This is a genomic window from Micromonospora sp. CPCC 206171 (genome assembly GCF_036906755.1).
Lineage (GTDB): Bacteria > Actinomycetota > Actinomycetes > Mycobacteriales > Micromonosporaceae > Micromonospora > Micromonospora purpureochromogenes.
Genome location: NZ_JBAKHT010000008.1, coordinates 189,605 through 208,018, shown reverse-complemented (window position 1 = coordinate 208,018; position 18,414 = coordinate 189,605). Strand labels below are relative to the sequence as shown.

Annotated in this window: 14 protein-coding genes; 9 read left to right on the top strand and 5 right to left on the bottom strand. The window is 73.7% G+C overall.

Annotated features, from left to right (window positions below; translation table 11 throughout):
- Positions 1 to 75: 75 nt before the first annotated feature.
- A complete protein-coding gene (locus tag V6U89_RS12895) occupies positions 76 to 891 on the bottom strand; it encodes an AraC family transcriptional regulator (protein ID WP_334571180.1) in 816 nt (271 codons plus the stop codon).
- Positions 892 to 922: 31 nt separating this feature from the next.
- On the opposite strand from V6U89_RS12895, the gene V6U89_RS12890 reads away from it, so the two are divergent.
- From V6U89_RS12890 to V6U89_RS12865, 6 genes are all read left to right on the top strand, one after another.
- Positions 923 to 1,489, top strand: a complete 567-nt coding sequence (locus V6U89_RS12890) for a TIGR03086 family metal-binding protein (protein ID WP_334571179.1) — start codon at positions 923 to 925, stop codon at positions 1,487 to 1,489.
- 52 nt (positions 1,490 to 1,541) lie between these two features.
- Positions 1,542 to 2,078, top strand: a complete 537-nt coding sequence (locus V6U89_RS12885; protein WP_334571178.1) for a PadR family transcriptional regulator — start codon at positions 1,542 to 1,544, stop codon at positions 2,076 to 2,078.
- Positions 2,075 to 2,776, top strand: coding sequence for an ABC transporter ATP-binding protein (locus V6U89_RS12880; RefSeq protein ID WP_334571177.1), 702 nt, complete (start codon positions 2,075 to 2,077; stop codon positions 2,774 to 2,776). The genes V6U89_RS12885 and V6U89_RS12880 overlap by 4 nt, the downstream gene beginning before the upstream one ends.
- Positions 2,773 to 4,296: an FtsX-like permease family protein gene (locus tag V6U89_RS12875; protein ID WP_334571175.1), complete on the top strand. Its 1,524-nt coding sequence runs from the start codon at positions 2,773 to 2,775 to the stop codon at positions 4,294 to 4,296. The genes V6U89_RS12880 and V6U89_RS12875 overlap by 4 nt, the downstream gene beginning before the upstream one ends.
- A gap of 94 nt (positions 4,297 to 4,390) precedes the next feature.
- Positions 4,391 to 4,810, top strand: coding sequence for a hypothetical protein (locus V6U89_RS12870; protein WP_334571173.1), 420 nt, complete (start codon positions 4,391 to 4,393; stop codon positions 4,808 to 4,810).
- Between the two features lie 2 nt (positions 4,811 to 4,812).
- Entirely contained in the window at positions 4,813 to 6,939 is a 2,127-nt protein-coding gene (locus tag V6U89_RS12865; RefSeq protein ID WP_334571171.1) for a bifunctional polysaccharide deacetylase/glycosyltransferase family 2 protein, read from the top strand.
- A 13-nt stretch (positions 6,940 to 6,952) separates the two neighbouring features.
- On the opposite strand, the gene V6U89_RS12860 is transcribed toward V6U89_RS12865, so the two are convergent.
- A complete protein-coding gene (locus V6U89_RS12860; protein ID WP_334571170.1) occupies positions 6,953 to 7,156 on the bottom strand; it encodes a hypothetical protein in 204 nt (67 codons plus the stop codon).
- A 10-nt stretch (positions 7,157 to 7,166) separates the two neighbouring features.
- Positions 7,167 to 9,263 (bottom strand): S9 family peptidase, encoded by a 2,097-nt coding sequence (locus V6U89_RS12855; RefSeq protein WP_334571169.1) that lies wholly within the window; start codon positions 9,261 to 9,263, stop codon positions 7,167 to 7,169.
- A gap of 92 nt (positions 9,264 to 9,355) precedes the next feature.
- Between V6U89_RS12855 and V6U89_RS12850 the strand changes: the two genes are divergently transcribed.
- On the top strand, positions 9,356 to 10,732 hold the full coding sequence (locus tag V6U89_RS12850) for an FAD-binding oxidoreductase (RefSeq protein ID WP_334571167.1): 1,377 nt from the start codon (positions 9,356 to 9,358) through the stop codon (positions 10,730 to 10,732).
- A gap of 9 nt (positions 10,733 to 10,741) precedes the next feature.
- Here V6U89_RS12850 and V6U89_RS12845 read toward each other — a convergent pair whose 3' ends face one another.
- Positions 10,742 to 11,173 carry a hypothetical protein gene (locus tag V6U89_RS12845; protein WP_334571165.1) on the bottom strand — a complete coding sequence of 144 codons (432 nt, stop codon included), beginning with the start codon at positions 11,171 to 11,173 and terminating at the stop codon, positions 10,742 to 10,744.
- 73 nt (positions 11,174 to 11,246) lie between these two features.
- On the bottom strand, positions 11,247 to 13,331 hold the full coding sequence (locus tag V6U89_RS12840) for a SpoIIE family protein phosphatase (protein ID WP_334571164.1): 2,085 nt from the start codon (positions 13,329 to 13,331) through the stop codon (positions 11,247 to 11,249).
- Positions 13,332 to 13,487: 156 nt separating this feature from the next.
- Between V6U89_RS12840 and V6U89_RS12835 the strand changes: the two genes are divergently transcribed.
- Complete coding sequence (locus V6U89_RS12835; RefSeq protein WP_334571163.1) at positions 13,488 to 17,858, top strand: HAMP domain-containing protein; 4,371 nt, start codon at positions 13,488 to 13,490, stop codon at positions 17,856 to 17,858.
- Entirely contained in the window at positions 17,855 to 18,412 is a 558-nt protein-coding gene (locus V6U89_RS12830; RefSeq protein ID WP_334571162.1) for a response regulator, read from the top strand. The genes V6U89_RS12835 and V6U89_RS12830 overlap by 4 nt, the downstream gene beginning before the upstream one ends.
- The last annotated feature ends 2 nt before the right edge of the window (positions 18,413 to 18,414 follow it).

The window sequence follows — 18,414 nt, the reverse complement described above, 5'->3', positions numbered from 1 at the left end:
GGGTGCGGGTGCAGTGACGGTGGGTGAGGTGTGGTGTGGCTGCGGGGTCGGGTCTCCGGCGGGGGTGCGGTCGGGTCAGCGCAGGGAGCGGACGTAGGCCGTGGGGGAGACGCCGGTGACGGCGGTGAAGTCGCGGACCAGATGGGCCTGGTCGCTGTAGCCGAGGTCGGCGGCGAGCGCGGACCAGTCGGGCGGCCCCTCGGCGGCCCGCTCGATCGCCTCCTGGAGTCGGTAGCGGCGGATCACCCACTTCGGACCGACCCCGACGTGGTCCAGGAAGAGGCGCTGCAGCCGTCGGGTGGAGATGCCGTGCCGGCGCGCGAGGTCGTCCACCCGCAGCACACCGCGGTCGGTGCGGATCGCCTCGGCCAGCGTCATCGCCTCGGTCGCCGCCGGGTCCGGCTCCGGCGCCCAGGCGGTCAGGAAGGCGTCCAGCGCGCGGCGGCGCTCGGTGTCCGTACCCGCGCAGTGGCCCTTGTCTGCCGGGGAGGCGGCGGCGGCCCGGGCGGCGTCGGGGACCTCGGCGAGCGGGCGGCGCTCGCCGGTCAGTTCGGCGACCGGGCGTCGCCAGAACGGCCGGAAGCCGCCCGGGCGGAACTGGATCCCGCTGACCCGGCCGGTGCCGGTCAGCGTGATCGAGAAGAGCCGTTGCCCGACGCCGGCGATCTCGGCGGTCTCCGGGCCGCCCTCGGACTGCTGGAAGACGACGTTGACCGCCGGGTGCGGCACCAGCTGCTGGGCGAACGGCGCGCTCAGCGCCCAGTCGATCAGCCAGTAGTGCTCGACCCAGCGGCGCAGCGCCGGGCCCGGCAGGTGTCGGCGGAACCGCACCTCCCGGCGCAGCCGTTCCGGGTCGAGGATGCCCCGGTTGTCCCCGCGTGGCTGTCGCATTCGTTCAAGACCGCCTTCGTACGCTGGCCCTATGGGAACGAAGACTAGCGATCTGCTGGCCGCCGCCGCACCGCGAACCGTGGCGGTGGTCCGGGCGATCACCGACGATCAGCTGGACCTGCCCACGCCGTGCCCGGACTACACCGTGCGGGACCTGGCCAACCACCTGTACGACGTGGTGGTCAACTTCCAGACGCTCGCCCGGCGGCGCGAGGTGGACTGGTCGGCGAAGACGGACCACCTGACCGAGGGGTGGCGGGACCGGTTCGCCGACGAGACCGCCCGGCTGGTCGAGGCGTGGGCCGACCCGGCCGCCGAGGAGGGCGCCTCGCCCGGCATGGGGCTGCCCCAGGAGACGGTCGGCCTGATGGGGATCATCGACCTGGCCGTGCACGGTTGGGACCTGGCCCGGGCCACCGGTCAGCCGTACCAGCCGGCGCCCGAGGTCACCGCCGCCGGTCACCGGTTCCTGGACGAGATGGGCCCGATGGGCCGCCAGATGGGCGCCTTCGGTCCGGAGGTGGCGACCGGCCCGGACTGCACCGAGCTGGACCGCCTGCTCGGCCGCGCCGGCCGTGACCCGGCCTGGAGCCGCTGAACCGCATCGACGACGCTTGACATCAGCTATTCACTGAGTGAATAGTGGCCCGGTGTCCACGTCGCACGTCCTGCTGGGGCTGCTCGCCGCCGGGAACCGGCACGGGTACGAGCTGAAGCGTGCCCACGACGCCCGGCTGCCCCGGGCCAAGCCGCTGGCGTTCGGGCAGGTCTACGCGACCCTCGGCCGGCTGGCGCGCGACGGTCTGGTCGTCGCCACCGGGCAGGAGCGCGAGGCCGGCCCGGACCGCACGTCCTACCAGCTCACCGGCCAGGGCCGCGAGGCGCTGGACCGGTGGCTCGGCGCGGTCGAGCCCCCCGCGCCGTACGTCACCAGCACGCTCTTCGCCAAGGTGGTGGTGGCGCTGCTGGTCGCCGACGTGAGCGCCGCCCGGTCGTACCTGGTCGCGCAGGGGCGGGCGCACACCGACCGGCTGCGCGAACTCACCGCCGTCAAGACGGCGCCCGCGGCCACCCTCGACGACGTGGTCTCGGCCGACTACGCCATCGCCCACCTCGACGCCGACCTGAGGTGGCTGCGGACCACCCTGGACCGGGTCGCCGACTGGCACCGGGAGGTGCACTCGTGACGCAACTCCAGGCTCGCGGCGTGGTGAAGGCGTACGGGCCGACACCCGCCCTGCGCGGCGTCACCCTCGACGTCGCCGAGGGCGAGATCGTCGCCGTCACCGGCCCCAGCGGCTGCGGCAAGTCGACCCTGCTGCACTGCCTGGCCGGGATCCTCCGCCCGGACGCGGGCCAGGTCGTCTGGCGCGGCGAGCGGATCGACACCTGGTCGGAGGCGGACCGGTCCCGGCTGCGGCGCACCGAGTTCGGGGTGCTCTTCCAGTTCGGCCAGCTCGTCGCCGAGCTGACCGCGGCGGAGAACGTCGCCCTCCCGCTGCTTCTCGCCGGCACGGGGCGGCGAGAGGCGCGGGTGGCGGCGCTCGGCTGGCTGGACCGGCTCGGCGTGGCCGAGGTGGCCGACGTCCGGCCCGGCGAGATGTCCGGCGGGCAGCAGCAGCGGTGCGCCACCGCCCGGGCCCTGGTCACCGAGCCCCGGGTGCTCTTCGCCGACGAGCCGACCGGCGCGCTGGACACGCTCAGCGGCGAGCAGGTGCTCACCCAGCTGGTCCGGCTCGCCCGGCAGCAGCGCACCAGCGTCGTGCTCGTCACCCACGAGCCGCGGATCGCCGCGTACGCCGACCGGGAGGTGATGCTCCGCGACGGGGCGGTCGACGCCAGCGGGCTCGGGCTGGACCTGCCGTTCGCCGGCGGCGCCCGGTGAGGCCCGCCGTCCTGCTCCGGCTCGCCCTGGCCGGCAACCGCACCGACACCGCCCGGGTGGCGCTGACCGCGCTCAGCGCCGCCCTGGCCACCCTCGCCGGCCTGGCCGCGCTCACCGTGCTCGCCATCCCCACCCCGCGCTGCTGCGACGGCCGCAACCTCTCCGAGCAGTACGGCAACGCCCTGCTCCGCGAGCCCGGCCTGCGCGGCGGCACCGCGATCGCGCTGCTTCTGCTCACCGTCCCGGTGCTGGCGCTGGCCGGGCAGTGCGCCCGGCTCGGGGCGCCCGCCCGGGACCGGCGGCTCGCCGCCCTGCGCCTGGCCGGGGCCACGCCCGGCCAGGTGACCCGGCTCGCGGTGCTGGAGACCGGCCTGGCCAGCCTCCTCGGGACCCTCCTCGGGCTGGTCGTCTTCCTCGTCGGCCGGCGGCTGCTGGACGAGCCGGACGCGCGGGGGCAGCTCGCGCTCCCCACCGACGTCCTCCCGGCCACCGGAGTGATCGTGGCGGTGGTGCTCGGGCTGCCGCTGGCGGCGGCGCTGGTCGGCGCGGTGCTGCTGCGCCGGGTCACCGCCACCCCGTTCGGCGTGGTGCGCAAGGTCCGCCGGGAACGCGCGCCCGGGCCGTGGGCCGGCCTGCTGATCGTCGCCGGCCTCGCCGCCTTCGCCGCCCTGGACCCGGTGCTCGACTGGTATCAGGACCAGCACCGGGAACCCCCGCTGCTGCTACCGCCGCTGCTGCTGCTCGGGGGCGGGCTCGCCGCGCTGACCGGGGTGGTGGTCGGCACGGGCTGGCTGTCGTACACCTCCGGTCGGCTGCTGCACCGGTACGCCCGGCGTCCGGCCGCGCTGCTGGCGTCCCGGCGGTTGACCAGCGACCCGTGGGCCGGCAGCCGTACCTTCGCCGCCCTGCTGGCCGCGGTGATCGTGGGTGGTGGCGCGGCCGGGATGCGGGCCTCGTTCGAGGCTCACGCCGAGGTCGAACGGCTCACCGGCCAGGACCGTGGCGGCACCGACGGCTTCTACCTGCGCACGATGGACCTGGTCGACCTGACGGTCGGCGTGGCCATGGCGATCGCCGCCGGTGGCCTGATCGTCGCCCTGGTCGAGGGGATCGTCGCCCGACGGCGGGCGTACGCGGCGCTGGTCGCCACCGGGGTGCCCCGGGGGACGCTGGCCCGGTCGATCGCCTGGCAGGCGCTGGCCCCGGCGGTGCCGGCGGTGGGTCTCGCGCTCACCGTGGGCCTGCTGCTCGGTCGGGGCGTCGCCGGTCGCGGGGTGACCGGCGGCGGCTACACCACCGAGTACTGCGCCGGCACCGAATCGCTCTGCGCGGACCCGGCGACCCGCGCGCAGTACCTGCGGACCGAATGGGTGCCCGAGGTGACGGTGACGCCCGGCGTACCGCTGGGGCAGTTGGCCCTGGTCGGCGGCGGTGCGCTGGTCGCGGTGCTGGTGACGGTCGCGGTCGGCCTGCTCTTCCTACGGGCCAGCAGCGCGGTCGAGGAGTTGCGCACGGCCTGAGGGGTGTAACACCGGGTACGGCCACGGCGCTTGTGACTCCGGAAGCCCGCCAGCGGGGGTGGAACCGCAGGCGGCGGGGCAGGGAGATCACCAGATGCACAACCAGCCGGGCGGTGCGCCGCCGGTGTTCGTCGACCGGACCGGAAAGCGGCGCCGGCTCATGACGATCGCCGGCACCGCGATGGGGCTCGGCCTGCTCACCAGCATCGGGCTGATCCTGGCCGGGCTCTTCGGCGACAGCACCGTCCCGCTGCCGGGCTGGACCGACCCCCGAGCGCGGCCACCGATCGAGGCGGGCGTGGACACCCCGGAGGAGCTGGGTCAGCCGGGCAGCCCGGCCTCGTCGCGACCGTCGCCGGTGACCAGCACCGCCGCGCCGACGCCCACCCGGACGGCCGGTCCGCCCGTCGCCACGACCGCACGCCCGGGGCCCCAGTCGTCCGCCAGCGTGCCCGGCCAGGGCGACGTGCGGCGTACCGGCAAGCCCAGCCGCTCGCCCGGCAAGCCGCACTGACCGTGGCGCGTCACGTCGCCCGCCGCGACCCGCGGGCCCACTGGGTGCTGCTCCTGCTCGGCCTGTTCCTGCTGCTCGCCGCGCTGACCGTCAACGGGCTGGTCACCGGGCTCGCCGGCGGCTCCGGACCGTCCGCCGCCCCGGACGTGCCCGGGCCGAGGGCGGTCACCGACGGCGGGCCGGTGCTGCGGCTGGACCAGCCCGAACCGGTCAGCCGGCGGATGCCGGACCGCACGGTGGCGCTCACCTTCGACGACGGGCCGGACCCGCGATGGACGCCTGAGCTGCTCGACGTGCTGCGCCGGCACAAGGCACACGCCACCTTCTTCGTGGTCGGCTCCCGGGTCAACGCGCACCCCGAGCTGGTCCGGCGGATCCTCGACGAGGGGCACGAACTCGGCTCGCACACCTACACCCACGCCGACCTCGCCACGGTCTCCGGCTGGCGGGCCGACCTGGAGCTGTCGCTGACCCGCAAGGCGATCGCCGCGGCCACCGGCCGGGAGGTCACCCTGCTCCGGCCCCCCTTCTCGTCCACTACCGGGTCGCTGACCGCCGCCGGGTACGACGCGCTGCGCGCCGCCGCCGGCAGCGGGCATGTGGCCGTGCTCGCCGACCTGGACCCCAAGGACTGGCAGCGCCCCGGCGTACCGGCGATCGTCCGGGCCGCGACCCCGCAGCCGGGGCGGGGCGCGGTGGTGCTCATGCACGACGGCGGCGGTGACCGCGGCCAGACCGTCGCGGCCGTGGACCAGCTGCTCACCCGGCTGTCGAAGCAGGGCTACCGGTTCACCACCGTCTCGGCGGGCGTCGACGCGCCGCCGTCGACCGTCCCGGCCGGCGTCGGCACCCGGCTGAGCGGCCACGCGCTGCGCTGGACCCAGACCGGGGCCGAGTGGGCGGCAACCGCGATGAACGTCCTGCTCGCCGTCGCACTGGTGCTCGGCGTCGCCCGGCTCGCCGTGCAGGTGGCCTGCGCCCAGCTGCACGTCCGCCGGGTACGCCGCCCCCGGCACCCCCGGCCGCCGGTCACCGCGCCGGTCTCGGTGATCGTGCCCGCGTACAACGAGGCGGCGAACATCGCGGCGACGGTGCGGTCGCTGGTGGCCAGCGCCTACCCGGCGCTGGAGGTGATCGTGGTGGACGACGGCTCCAGCGACGGCACCGCCGACATCGTCGAGCGGATGGGCCTGCGCGGGGTGCGGGTCATCCGGCAGGCCAACGCCGGCAAGCCGGCCGCGCTGAACACCGGCATCCGGGCCGCCCGGGCGGACCTGCTGGTGCTGGTCGACGGGGACACCGTCTTCCAGCCGGACACCGTGCACCGGCTGGTGCAGGGCTTCGCCGACCCCACCGTCGGGGCGATCTCCGGCAACACCAAGGTCGCCAACCGGCGTCGGCTGCTGGGCCGCTGGCAGCACCTGGAGTACGTGATCGGCTTCAACCTCGATCGCCGGATGTACGACGTGCTGGAGTGCATGCCGACCATCCCCGGCGCGATCGGCGCGTTCCGCCGCGAGGTGCTGCTCGCCGTCGGCGGTGTCCCCTCGGACACCCTCGCCGAGGACACCGACCTGACCATGCAGGTGCTCCGGGCCGGCTGGCGGGTGGTGTACGAGGAGGCGGCGATCGCCTGGACCGAGGCCCCCTCGTCGCTGCGCCAGCTCTGGCGGCAGCGCTACCGCTGGTGCTACGGCACGATGCAGGCGATGTGGAAGCACCGGCACGCCCTGCGCGAGGCGGGGGCCGGGGGCAAGCTGGGCCGGCGGGGCCTGCCGTACCTGACGGTGTTCCAGATCGTGCTGCCGCTGGCCGCCCCGGCGGTCGACGTGTTCGCCGTCTACGGCCTGTTCTTCCTGCCCTGGTCGACGCTGGTGCTGGCCTGGGTGGGGCTGCTCCTGCTGCAGGGGCTGACCGCCGCGTACGCGCTGCGCCTGGACCGGGAGGGCTTCGGCCCACTGTGGGCGTTGCCGTTGCAGCAGCTGGTCTACCGGCAGGTGATGTACCTGGTGGTGGTGCAGTCGGCGGTCACCGCGGTGATCGGCAACCGGCTGCGCTGGCAGCGGATGGTCCGCACCGGCGAGGCGGCGGCGCTGGTCGGCGTGGCCCCGCCCGGCCGCTCCCGCTGACGGGGCGGTGCGGTCAGCGGGAGCCGAGGAGGCCGGCGGACCAGGAGAGGACCAGCCCGACCACCGCCGAGCAGCAGCAGATCAGCAGGGTGGCGGCGACCACGCCGACGATCAGCCAGGCCGGCCCGCGCCGGGCCGCGCCCGGTTCCGCTCCCGGCGCCGGTACGTTCGGGCCGGGCGGCTCCTCGTCCGCTCGGCCCTCGTCGTGACTGGTCAAGCCGGCGGCCTCAGGCGCGGCCGAGCTTGTCGAGGATCCAGGCGTTGATGAACGCCTCCTCGCGCCAGGAGTCGTACCGGCCGCTCGGGCCGCCGTGCCCGGCGCCCATCTCGGTCTTGAGCAGGTAGTCGCCCTGCGGGGCGAGCGCCCGCAGCCGGGCGATCCACTTCGCCGGCTCGTGGTAGAGCACCCGGGTGTCGTTGAGGCTGGTCACCGCGAGGATGGCCGGGTAGTCGACGGCCGCCACGTTCTCGTACGGCGTGTACGACTTCATGTACGCGTACACCTCCGGGTCGGCGAGCGGGTTGCCCCACTCCTCCCACTCGGTGACGGTCAGCGGCAGCGACGGGTCGAGGATCGAGGTGAGGGCGTCCACGAAGGGCACCTGCGCCACGATCCCGGCGAACGCGTCCGGGGCCAGGTTGGCCACCGCGCCCATCAGCAGCCCGCCGGCCGAGGCGCCCCGGGCGACCAGCCGGTCGCTTGCCGTCCAGCCGGCCTTGACCAGGTGGCGGGCGCAGGCCACGAAGTCGGTGAAGGTGTTCTTCTTGGCCAGCAGCTTGCCCTCGTCGTACCAGCGCCGGCCCAGTTCACCGCCGCCGCGGATGTGCGCCACGGCGAAGACGACGCCCCGGTCGAGCAGCGAGAGCCGGGCGATGGAGAACCACGGGTCCATGCTGGCCTCGTACGAGCCGTACCCGTAGATCACGCAGGGGGCCGAGCCGTCCTTGGGCGTGCCGGCGCGGCAGACCAGCGAGATCGGCACCCGGGTGCCGTCGTCGGCCAGCGCCCAGTCGCGGTGCTGTTCGTAGTCGGCCGGGTCGTACGCCCGCCCGTCCGGCCCCGGCCGCACCGGCTTGCGCCGCCGCAGCACCATCTGCCGGGTGACGAGGTCGTAGTCGTACACCGAGTCCGGGGTGACCAGGGAGGTGTAGCGCAGCCGGATCTCCCGGGTGCGGTACTCCGGGTTGGCGTCCAGGCCGACGCTGTAGATCGGCTCCGGGAAGTCGATGTCGTGCGGGTCGCCGTCGCCGACCGGGATGACCCGCAGGCCGGTGAGGCCGTTGCTGCGCAGCGAGACGACCAGGTGGTCGGAGAACGCGTCGACCGACTCCAGTCGGGTGCCGGGGGAGTGCTCGATCAGCGGCACCCAGTCGCCCGGCGCGTCCGCCGAGGTGTACGCCAGCGCGAAGTCCTCCGCGCCGTCGTTGTGCAGGATCAGGAAACGGTGCCCGTGGTGCTCGACCGTGTACTCGATCCCCTGCCGGCGCGGGGCGATCACCGCCGGCTCGCCGGTGGGGTTGCCGGCCGGGACGACCCGGACCTCGCTGGTCACCTTGCTGTGGATGTCGATGAGCACGAAGCGCTCGGAGCGGGTCAGGTCGACGCCGACCCAGAACCGCTCGTCGTCCTCCTGGTGGACCACCACGTCCTCGCTCGACGGGGTGCCGACGGCGTGCCGCCACACCCGGTTGGGCCGCCACGCCTCGTCCACGGTGACGTAGAAGAGCACCGAGGCGTCCGCCGACCAGGCGGTGCCGTAGAAGGTGCCGGGCACCTCGTCGGCGAGCAGCTCGCCGGTGCTCAGGTCCTTGATCCGCAGGGTGAACCGCTCGTCGCCGGCGAAGTCCGTCGAGTACGCCAGCCAGCGCCCGTCCGGGCTGACGTCGAACGCGCCGAGGGCGAAGAAGTCGTGCCCCTCGGCGATCAGGTTGCCGTCGAGCAGCACCTCCTCACCGTCGAGCGGGGCGCCGTCCGCGCTGACCGGGGGGACGGTCTCGCCGTCGCGGACCGCCCGGCGGCAGTGCACGCCGTACTGCTGGCCCTCGACCGTGCGGGTGTAGTACCAGTAGCCGCCCTTGCGGCTGGGCACCGACAGATCGGTCTCCTGGGTGCGCCGGCGGGTCTCCTCGAACAGCTCCGCGCGCAGCCCCTCCAGGTGCACCGTGCGGGCCTCGGTGTACGCGTTCTCGGCGGTCAGGTGGGCGATCGTCGCCGGGTCGTCCTTGGCGGCGAGCCAGGCGTACTCGTCGATGACGGTGTCGCCGTGGTGGGTGCGCTCGGCGGGCACCCGGTTCGCGACGGGCGCGGAGGTCTTCTTGGTCACGGGCGTCACGTTACCGGCCGGGCAACGCCCGCGACCCGGCCTCTTCGCCCGACCCGCCGCCAGGTCTTTCGAACATGTGTACGATGACCGGCATGGCGGCAGCAGCACGATCCACCGGCGCAATGGAGATCACCCGACGGCTCACCGCGATCTGCGGTCCCTCCTTCGCCCGCTTCGCCGGGGCGGCCGACGAGGTCGCCGGGCGGGCCGCCCGCTGGGTGGCGGTGCCCGGCGGCGCCGAGGCCGCCGCCGAGGTGCTGCGGCTGGCCGCCCGGCACGACCTGAGCGTGGTGCCGCGGGGCGCCGGCACGAAGATCGACTGGGGTGCGGCGCCGGCGCGGGTCGACGTCATGCTCGACACCGGCCGGCTCGCCGGCCTCGGCCACCAGCCGGTCGGCTCGCCGGTGGCCGAGATCGGCGCCGGCACCCCGCTGCGCGCGGTGCAGTCCATCCTGGAGCGCACCGGCCGGCGGCTGCCGCTGGATCCGTCCTCGCCCGGCGCCACCCTCGGCGGGGTGCTCGCCGCCGACGAGGCCGGCCCGCTGCGCCACCGGTACGGCACCGCCTGCGAGCAACTGGTCGGCCTGCGCTGGCTGGACGCCGACGGCGAGCTGGTCAGCGCGGGCGCGGCCGAGCCGCCGGCCGGGCCGGCGCCGGTCGGGCTCGACGTGGGCCGGCTGCTCTGCGGCTCGCAGGGCGGGCTCGGGGTGCTGGTCTCGGCCACGCTGCGGGTGCAGGCCGTGCCGGCCAGCCGGGTCTGGGTGACCCGGCCGGTGTGGACGCCGCTGGAGGTGCACGACCTCGTGTGCGCGGTGCTCGCCGCCCGCCTCGCCCCGGCCGCCGTCGAGCTCGACCTGCCCGCCGCCGGGTCCCGGTCGCACCGGCCGGTGCACCCGTCGCTCGCGGCGGCCCGCGCCAACCACCCCTCGATGGCCGGGCGGCAGGGCGAGCAGCCGGCGGCGCGCGGCGGCGCCGGCACCCTGGCGGTCCTGCTGGAGGGGGGTCCGGCCGACGTGACCGAGCGGGCCGAGCGGCTGGTGGCGCTCTTCGAGGGCCAGGCGAGCGTGCTCGACGCGGCCCCGTCGTGGTGGCGGCGCTACCCGTTCGGGCCGGGCGACACCGCGTTGCGCATCGAGGTGCCGATCACCGACCTGCACGCCGCGGTCTACGCGCTGCGGGACGCGGCCGGCGCTCCGGTCCCGGTGCGCGGCTCCGCCGGCCTGGGCGTGGTGCACGCGGCCCTGCCCGGGGCGCTGCCCGGCGAGCGGGTCGCCTCGATCCTCGCCGCCGTCCGCGGGGTGCTGCTCGCCCGGCGGGGGCGGTGCGTGGTGGTCAACGCGCCCGAGCCCGTCCGGCAGGCCGTCGACGTGTGGGGCGAGGCGGCGGTGATCCCCCGGCTCCGGGCGGCGAAGGACCATCTCGACCCGCACCGCCGGCTCGCCCCGGGCCGCCTGCCCGGCGGGCTGTAGCGCCGGCGGTCAGTCCAGCCACCAGCGCTGCATGTCGTGCAGCGCCGGGGTGAAACGCAGCACCGTCAGCGTGAGCGTGGTGAGGGTCGCGGCGAGCAGCAGGGCCCGGGCGCGCGGCGGCAGCCGGTCCCGCTCCCGCGCCAGCACCGCCGCGGTGTAGAGGGCCAGCGCCGGCCCGAGCACGACTCCCGCGAAGTACAGCAGGGACACGGCCAGGTAGAGCCAGGCGAACGGGTTCGCCCCGCTCATTCCGAACGGCACCATGTCCTTCGGGTCGTACTGGCCGGTGACCATGTCCGCCGGGCCCACCCCGGCACTGGCCATCCGACCCAGGTAGGCCGCCACCAGCACGACGAGCGCGCCGGCGAGCACGAGGTGCCCGGTGAGGATGACGCCGACCCGCGGGCGGCGTTCCTCGCTGACACCCGCGACATCCGACATGCGGTCACGGTACTCGCATCGACGTACGTGCGATGTCCCGCGCCGTTGATCTACACGGCCCGGCGGTCAGGGCTCAGAGGGCGTCGTTGCGGAGCACCAGGATGGCGATGTCGTCCCGGGGCGTCTCCACCGAGAAGTTGATCGCGGTGGCGCGCAGCCGGGCGGCGACCACGTCGGCCGAGTACCCGGCCAGCGGGGCGGCCGCGTCCCGCAGCCGGTCGACGCCGAACAGTTCCCGGCCGCGCCGCCGCTCGGTCACCCCGTCGGTGTAGAACACCAGCGAGTCGCCGGCCGCGAGGGGGATCTCCGCCGTCGGCGTGGTGATCGCGTCGATCAGGCCCAGCGCGGTGCCGCCGGTGCCGACGAAGGAGGCGCCCCCGGTGCCGCGCAGCAGCACCGGGCGGTCGTGGCCGGCCAGGTGCAGCGAGACGTCGAGCTGCCCGTACCGGCCCGGCCCGACGGCGGCGAGCGCGAGGGTGCAGTAGCGACCGCCGCCGCGCTCCACCAGCGTCTCGTTCAGCCGGGCCAGCACCTCGGGCAGCGGCTTGCCGTCGCCGACCAGCACCCGGATCACGTCCCGGACCAGCCCGGTGACCGCCGCCGCCTGCACGCCCTTGCCGGAGACGTCGCCGATCACCACCAGCCAGCGCCCGTCGGGCAGCGGCAGCACGTCGTAGAAGTCGCCGCCGACCTCGGCGTCGTCGCCGGTCGGGACGTACTCGGCGGCGAAGCCGATCCCCTCGACCACCGGCAGCACCGGCGGGAGCAGCGACTGCTGCAGCGTCTGGGCCACCCGGCGCCGCTCGGCGTGGATCCGGGCGTTCTCGATGGCGAGGGCGGCTCGGCGGGCCACGTCCTCCAGCACGGCGATCTCGTCGGGGTCGTGCCGGTGCCGCAGGTGCCGGCCCACCGCCAGGGTGCCCAGCCGCTGGCCGCGGGCGATCAACGGCACGGCGAAGCCCTCCATCGGGGGGCCGAGCGGCACCTGCGCGGCGCTGCGGGACGCCTCCCGCAGCCGGGCCTGGACCGACTCCGGGCCGATCTCCTGGAGCACCTTGTGCAGCTGGGGCAGCATCGCCTCGTCGGCGTGGCTGGAGGCGGCCAGCCGCAGCCGGCCCCACTCGTCGGTGGTGTGTACGGCGCACCACTGACCGAGCCGGGGCACCACCAGCTGCGGGATCAGCGCCATGGTCAGCTCGACGTCCAGCGACTGGGCGAGCAGCTCGCTCGCCTCGGCGAGGAAGGTCAGCCACGCCTGCCGGCGGATGTCCGTCCGGCGCAGCCGGTCGTTCTCCAGGTGCAGCGACAGCCGTTCGGCGGCGAGCACGGCGAGCGGTCGCGCGTACGCCGAGGGGGCCGCGTCCAGCTCCAGCTCCCCGGCGTACGGGCGGTGCACCGCCAATGGCACCTGGAGCAGCTCGTTGCCCGGGCGGGGCTGGCGGCCGTACCGGGCCAGCGGCTGGGTGCCCTGCCCGTCGCCCCGGTCCAGCCGGATCACGCCGCCGGCCGCGCCCACCATCTCGGCGACCCGGGTGAGCAGGTCGGCGGCGAAGTCGGGCAGCGGGTCGTCGGCGTTCGGGTCGGGGCTGGTCTGGGTCAGCTCGCTCATCGCGGCGGCGCTCGGCGCGGAACTCGCCGCCACGGTGCCCTCCCCGCCGTTCGCGGGGACGTGCTCCAGCGCCACCGGGCCGGCCGGGGCGGCGCCGGGGCGGTCCAGCCGGAACCAGACCCCCTTGCCGGTGGGCAGGTACGTCGTCCCCCAGCGGCTGGCGAAGTGGTCGACGAGCAGCAGCCCCCGGCCCCGCTCGGAGACCTCGTCGATGTTCTCGGTGTCGCTGCGGATGCCGACCACCAGCTCGTCCACCGGGCCGGTGGCGAAGTCGGAGACGGTCACGGTGAGCCCGACCGGGTCGGTGACGACCTCGATGTCCAGTTCGGTGCGGGCGTGCTCCACCGCGTTGGTGGAGAGTTCGGTGGTCAGCAGCAGCGCCTCGTTGAGCAGGTCGTCGAGGTCGGCCTCGGCCAGCACCGAGCGGACCAGCGCCCGGGCGGCGGCGGGCGTACGCCGGTCGGCGGGCAGCCGGACGCGCCGGACGTGCTCGTCCCGGCCCCCGTCCGACGCGGGCCCCGTCTCCGCTGACACCCTCGTATCCTCCATCGCTCCCGGCCGGGTGCCAAGCCGGACGGCGCGACACGGACGTCGCCACACCGGGCGCCCGGCGCACTTCACGTCCGTGGCATCGACACCCGCGCAGGCACAATGATGGGATGTCGGCGTGTCGGCAAGCGCCGGTGGCCCCGAGCTGAGCGAGGAATGATGAGCGCGAAACAGTCGGTGACCGCGGATCCGTCCGCTTCCGAGCACGCGGCGCTTCTCGTCGAGCTGGCGGAGGCGCTGCGCCGGGTGCGGGGCGGCGACTTCAAGGTCCGGCTGCCCCGGCGGGCGGGTGCGGCCGGTGAGGTCGCGGACGCCTTCAACGACGTGGTGTCGATCCAGGAGCGGCAGCACCTGGACCTGCGCCGGATCAGCCGGATCGTCGGCCGGGACGGCCGGCTCACCGAACGCCTCGACGAGGAGGGGTTCGACGGTTCCTGGGCGGAGGGGCAGCGGGCGATCAACTCGCTGATCGACGACCTGGGCCGGCCGACCACCGAGATCGCCCGGGTGATCGTGGCGGTGGCCGACGGCGACCTCTCCCAGCACATGGCGCTGGAGATCGACGGTCGCCCGCTGCGCGGTGAGTACCTGCGCATCGGCCGCACGGTCAACACGATGGTCGACCAGCTCTCGTCCTTCTCCAACGAGGTGACCCGGGTGGCCCGCGAGGTGGGCACCGAGGGCAAGCTCGGCGGCCAGGCCGACGTCCGGGGCGTGGCCGGCACCTGGAAGGACCTCACCGACTCGGTGAACACCATGGCGTCGAACCTGACCGGCCAGGTGCGGTCGATCTCCCAGGTGGCGACGGCGGTGGCCAAGGGCGACCTGTCCCAGAAGATCACCGTCGGGGCGCGCGGCGAGGTGGCCGAGCTGGCCGACACGATGAACTCCCTCACCGACACCCTGCGGCTCTTCGCCGAGCAGGTCACCCGGGTGGCCCGCGAGGTGGGCACCGAGGGCAATCTCGGCGGTCAGGCGGAGGTGCCGAACGTCGCCGGCACCTGGAAGGACCTGACCGACAGCGTCAACTCGATGGCGTCGAACCTGACCGCCCAGGTGCGCAACATCGCCCAGGTTTCCACGGCGGTGGCCCGGGGTGACCTGTCGCAGAAGATCACCGTGGCAGCGCAGGGCGAGATCTTGGAGCTGAAGGACACCGTCAACACGATGGTGGACCAGCTGTCGTCGTTCGCCGACGAGGTGACCCGGGTGGCCCGCGAGGTGGGCATCGAGGGCAAACTGGGTGGCCAGGCCCAGGTGCGTGGGGTCTCCGGCACCTGGCGGGACCTCACCGAGAACGTCAACCAGCTCGCCGGCAACCTGACCAGCCAGGTCCGCAACATCTCGCAGGTCTCCACGGCGGTCGCGAAGGGTGACCTGAGCCAGAAGATCACCGTCGACGCGCAGGGCGAGATCCTGGAGCTGAAGAACACCGTAAACACGATGGTGGACCAGCTCTCCTCGTTCGCCGACGAGGTGACCCGGGTGGCCCGCGAGGTGGGTACCGAGGGCAAGCTGGGTGGTCAGGCCCAGGTCAAGGGCGTCTCGGGTACGTGGCGGGACCTGACCGACAACGTGAACTCGATGGCGTCGAACCTGACGTCGCAGGTGCGCAACATCGCCTCGGTCACCACGGCGGTGGCGAAGGGTGACCTGTCGCAGAAGATCACGGTGGACGCCCGGGGCGAGATCCTGGAGCTGAAGTCGACGGTGAACACGATGGTCGACCAGCTGTCGTCGTTCGCCGACGAGGTGACCCGGGTGGCCCGCGAGGTGGGTACCGAGGGCAAACTGGGTGGCCAGGCCCAGGTTCGCGGCGTGGCCGGCACCTGGCGGGACCTGACCGACAACGTGAACTCGATGGCGTCGAACCTGACCGCCCAGGTGCGCAACATCGCCCAGGTCTCCACCGCCGTCGCCAAGGGTGACCTGTCGCAGAAGATCACCGTCGACGCGCAGGGCGAGATCCTGGAGCTGAAGTCGACGGTGAACACGATGGTCGACCAGCTGTCGTCGTTCGCCGACGAGGTGACCCGGGTGGCCCGCGAGGTGGGTACCGAGGGCAAGCTGGGTGGTCAGGCCCAGGTCAAGGGCGTCTCGGGTACGTGGCGGGACCTGACCGACAACGTGAACTCGATGGCGTCGAACCTGACGTCGCAGGTGCGCAACATCGCCTCGGTCACCACGGCGGTGGCGAAGGGTGACCTGTCGCAGAAGATCACGGTGGACGCGCAGGGCGAGATCCTGGAGCTGAAGTCCACGGTGAACACGATGGTGGACCAGCTCTCCTCGTTCGCCGACGAGGTGACCCGGGTCGCCCGCGAGGTCGGCATCGAGGGCAAGCTCGGCGGTCAGGCCCAGGTGAAGGGCGTCTCCGGCACCTGGCGCGACCTGACCGAGAACGTCAACCAGCTCGCCTCGACGCTCACCACTCAGCTGCGGGCGATCGCCCAGGTGTCCACCTCGGTGACCCGCGGCGACCTGACCCAGCGGATCGCGGTCAAGGCGCAGGGCGAGGTCGCCGAGCTGAAGGACAACATCAACCAGATGATCGTCACCCTCCGGGAGACGACCAAGAAGAACGCCGAGCAGGGCTGGCTCGACTCCAACCTGGCCCGGATCGGTGGCCTGCTCCAGGGACAGCGGGACCTCGGCGAGGTCTGCCGCATGATCATGATGGAGGTGACCCCGCTGGTCGACGCGCAACTGGGCGCGTTCTTCCTGGCGGACACCTCCGACGGCGTGATGCGGCTACGGCTGACCGCCTCGTACGGCTACGTGGCGCGCGGCCACGACGTGACCTTCGGCCCCGGGGAGGGGCTGGTCGGCCAGGCGGCGTTGTCCCGCCGCACGATCCGGGTCAACGCGCTGCCCGACGGGCGGCTCACCCTGCGCTCCGGGTTGGCCGAGACGCCCCCGGCCGATCTGGTCGTGCTCCCGGTCCTCTTCGAGGGCGAGCTGCTCGGCGTGATCGAGTTCGCCAGCGTGGCCCGCTTCTCCGACCTGCACCTGGCCTTCCTGGAGCGGCTGGTGCTGACCACCGGCATCGCGGTCAACACCATCCAGGCCAACCGGCGGACCGAGGAGCTGCTGGCGCAGTCGCAGCGACTGGCCCTGGAGCTGCAGGACCAGTCGGCCGAGTTGCAGCGCACCAACGCCGAGCTGGAGGACAAGGCCAAGCTGCTCTCCGAGCAGAAGGGCAACATCGAGACCAAGAACCGGGAGATCGAGCTGGCCCGGCTCGGCCTGGAGGAGAAGGCGCAGCAGCTCACCCGGGCCTCGGCGTACAAGTCGGAGTTCCTGGCCAACATGAGCCACGAGCTGCGGACGCCGCTGAACTCGCTGCTGCTGCTGGCCCGGCTGCTGGCCGAGAACTCGGAGCAGAACCTCAGCCGCAAGCAGATCGAGTTCGCCCGCACTATCCACAGCGCCGGCTCCGACCTGCTCTCCCTGATCGACGACATCCTGGACCTGTCCAAGATCGAGGCCGGCCGGATGGACGTCCAGCCGACCGAGATCCGGTTCGACGAGATCCGCGGGTACGTCGAGCAGGCGTTCGCCCCGCAGGCCGAGGAGAAGGGCCTGGACTTCCAGGTACGGGTGGCCAAGGAGCTGCCGCCGGCGCTGGTCACCGACGCCCAGCGGTTGCAGCAGGTCCTGCGCAACCTGCTCTCCAACGCGATCAAGTTCACCGACAACGGCGCGGTGACGTTGCGGATCGCGCCGGCGCCGGAGAACGCGGTCTTCGACGTGCCGGCGCTCACCAACGCCCGGCAGGTGATCGCGTTCACCGTGATCGACACCGGCATCGGGGTCTCGGACGACAAGCTGTCGCTGATCTTCGAGGCGTTCCAGCAGGCCGACGGCACCACCAGCCGCCGCTACGGCGGCACGGGGCTGGGGCTGTCGATCAGCCGCGACCTGGCCCGCCTGCTGGGCGGCACGATCACCGTCACCTCGGCGCCCGGTCAGGGCTCGACGTTCACCCTCTTCGTACCCGACGTGCTGGCGCCGGACGCGGTGGTGGCGCCGCAGGCCCCGTCGCCGCAGCGCGCGGGCCTGCCCTCGTCGTTGCTGATGCCGCCGATGGAGCTGCTGCCCCAGCCGGCGGAGGCCCCGGCCACCCGGCAGCTCGACGGCGCCACGGTGCTGATCGTCGACGACGACGTACGGAACGTGTTCGCGCTGACCTCCGCGTTGGAGTTGCACGGCATGGCCGTGTTGTACTCGGACAACGGGGCGGACGGTGTTCGCCTGCTGGCCGAGCATCCGGAGGTGGACATCGTGTTGATGGATGCGATGATGCCGGATCAGGACGGATACGAGACCACCCGGCAGATCCGCCGCAACCACCGCTTCGCGGACCTGCCGATCGTCTTCCTGACGGCGAAGGCGATGCCGGGGGACCGGGAGTCGGCACTGGCGGCCGGGGGTAGTGACTACATCACCAAACCGGTCGACCTGGACGAGTTGATCGAGCGGATGGCGTCGTGGATCAGCGGCAGCCGAGGCGAGGAGAGTTCGTGACGCAGACAGCCAAGGCGCTGCTGGTGGACGACCGGCGGGAGAACCTGATGGCCCTGGAGGCCATTCTCCAGGGCCTCCCGGTGCAGTCGGTCGCCGTGGAGAGCGGTGAGGCGGCGCTGAAGCAGTTGCTGGTGGACGACTTCGCGGTGATCCTGCTGGACGCGCAGATGCCGGACATGGACGGGTTCGAGACCGCCAGCCACATCAAGCGGCGCGAGCGGACCCGGCACGTGCCGATCATCTTCCTCACCGCCGCCGACAAGGACGCGCAGCTCGCCCTGCGCGGCTACGCGGTTGGCGCGGTCGACTACCTCACCAAGCCCTTCGACCCGTGGGTGCTTCGGGCCAAGGTGTCGGTCTTCGTGGAGCTGTGGGTGAAGACCCGGCAGCTCGCCGCGCAGTCCGACCTGGTGCGGGAGCGGGACGCCCAGTGGCGGGTGCTCACCGACGCGGTGGACGAGGCGTCCTCGCTGCTGCGCGCCAACGACGACCTGGGAACCCGCGACCGCGCGGTGGAGATCCTGGAACAGGCCCGCTGGGGCAACACCGCCTGACC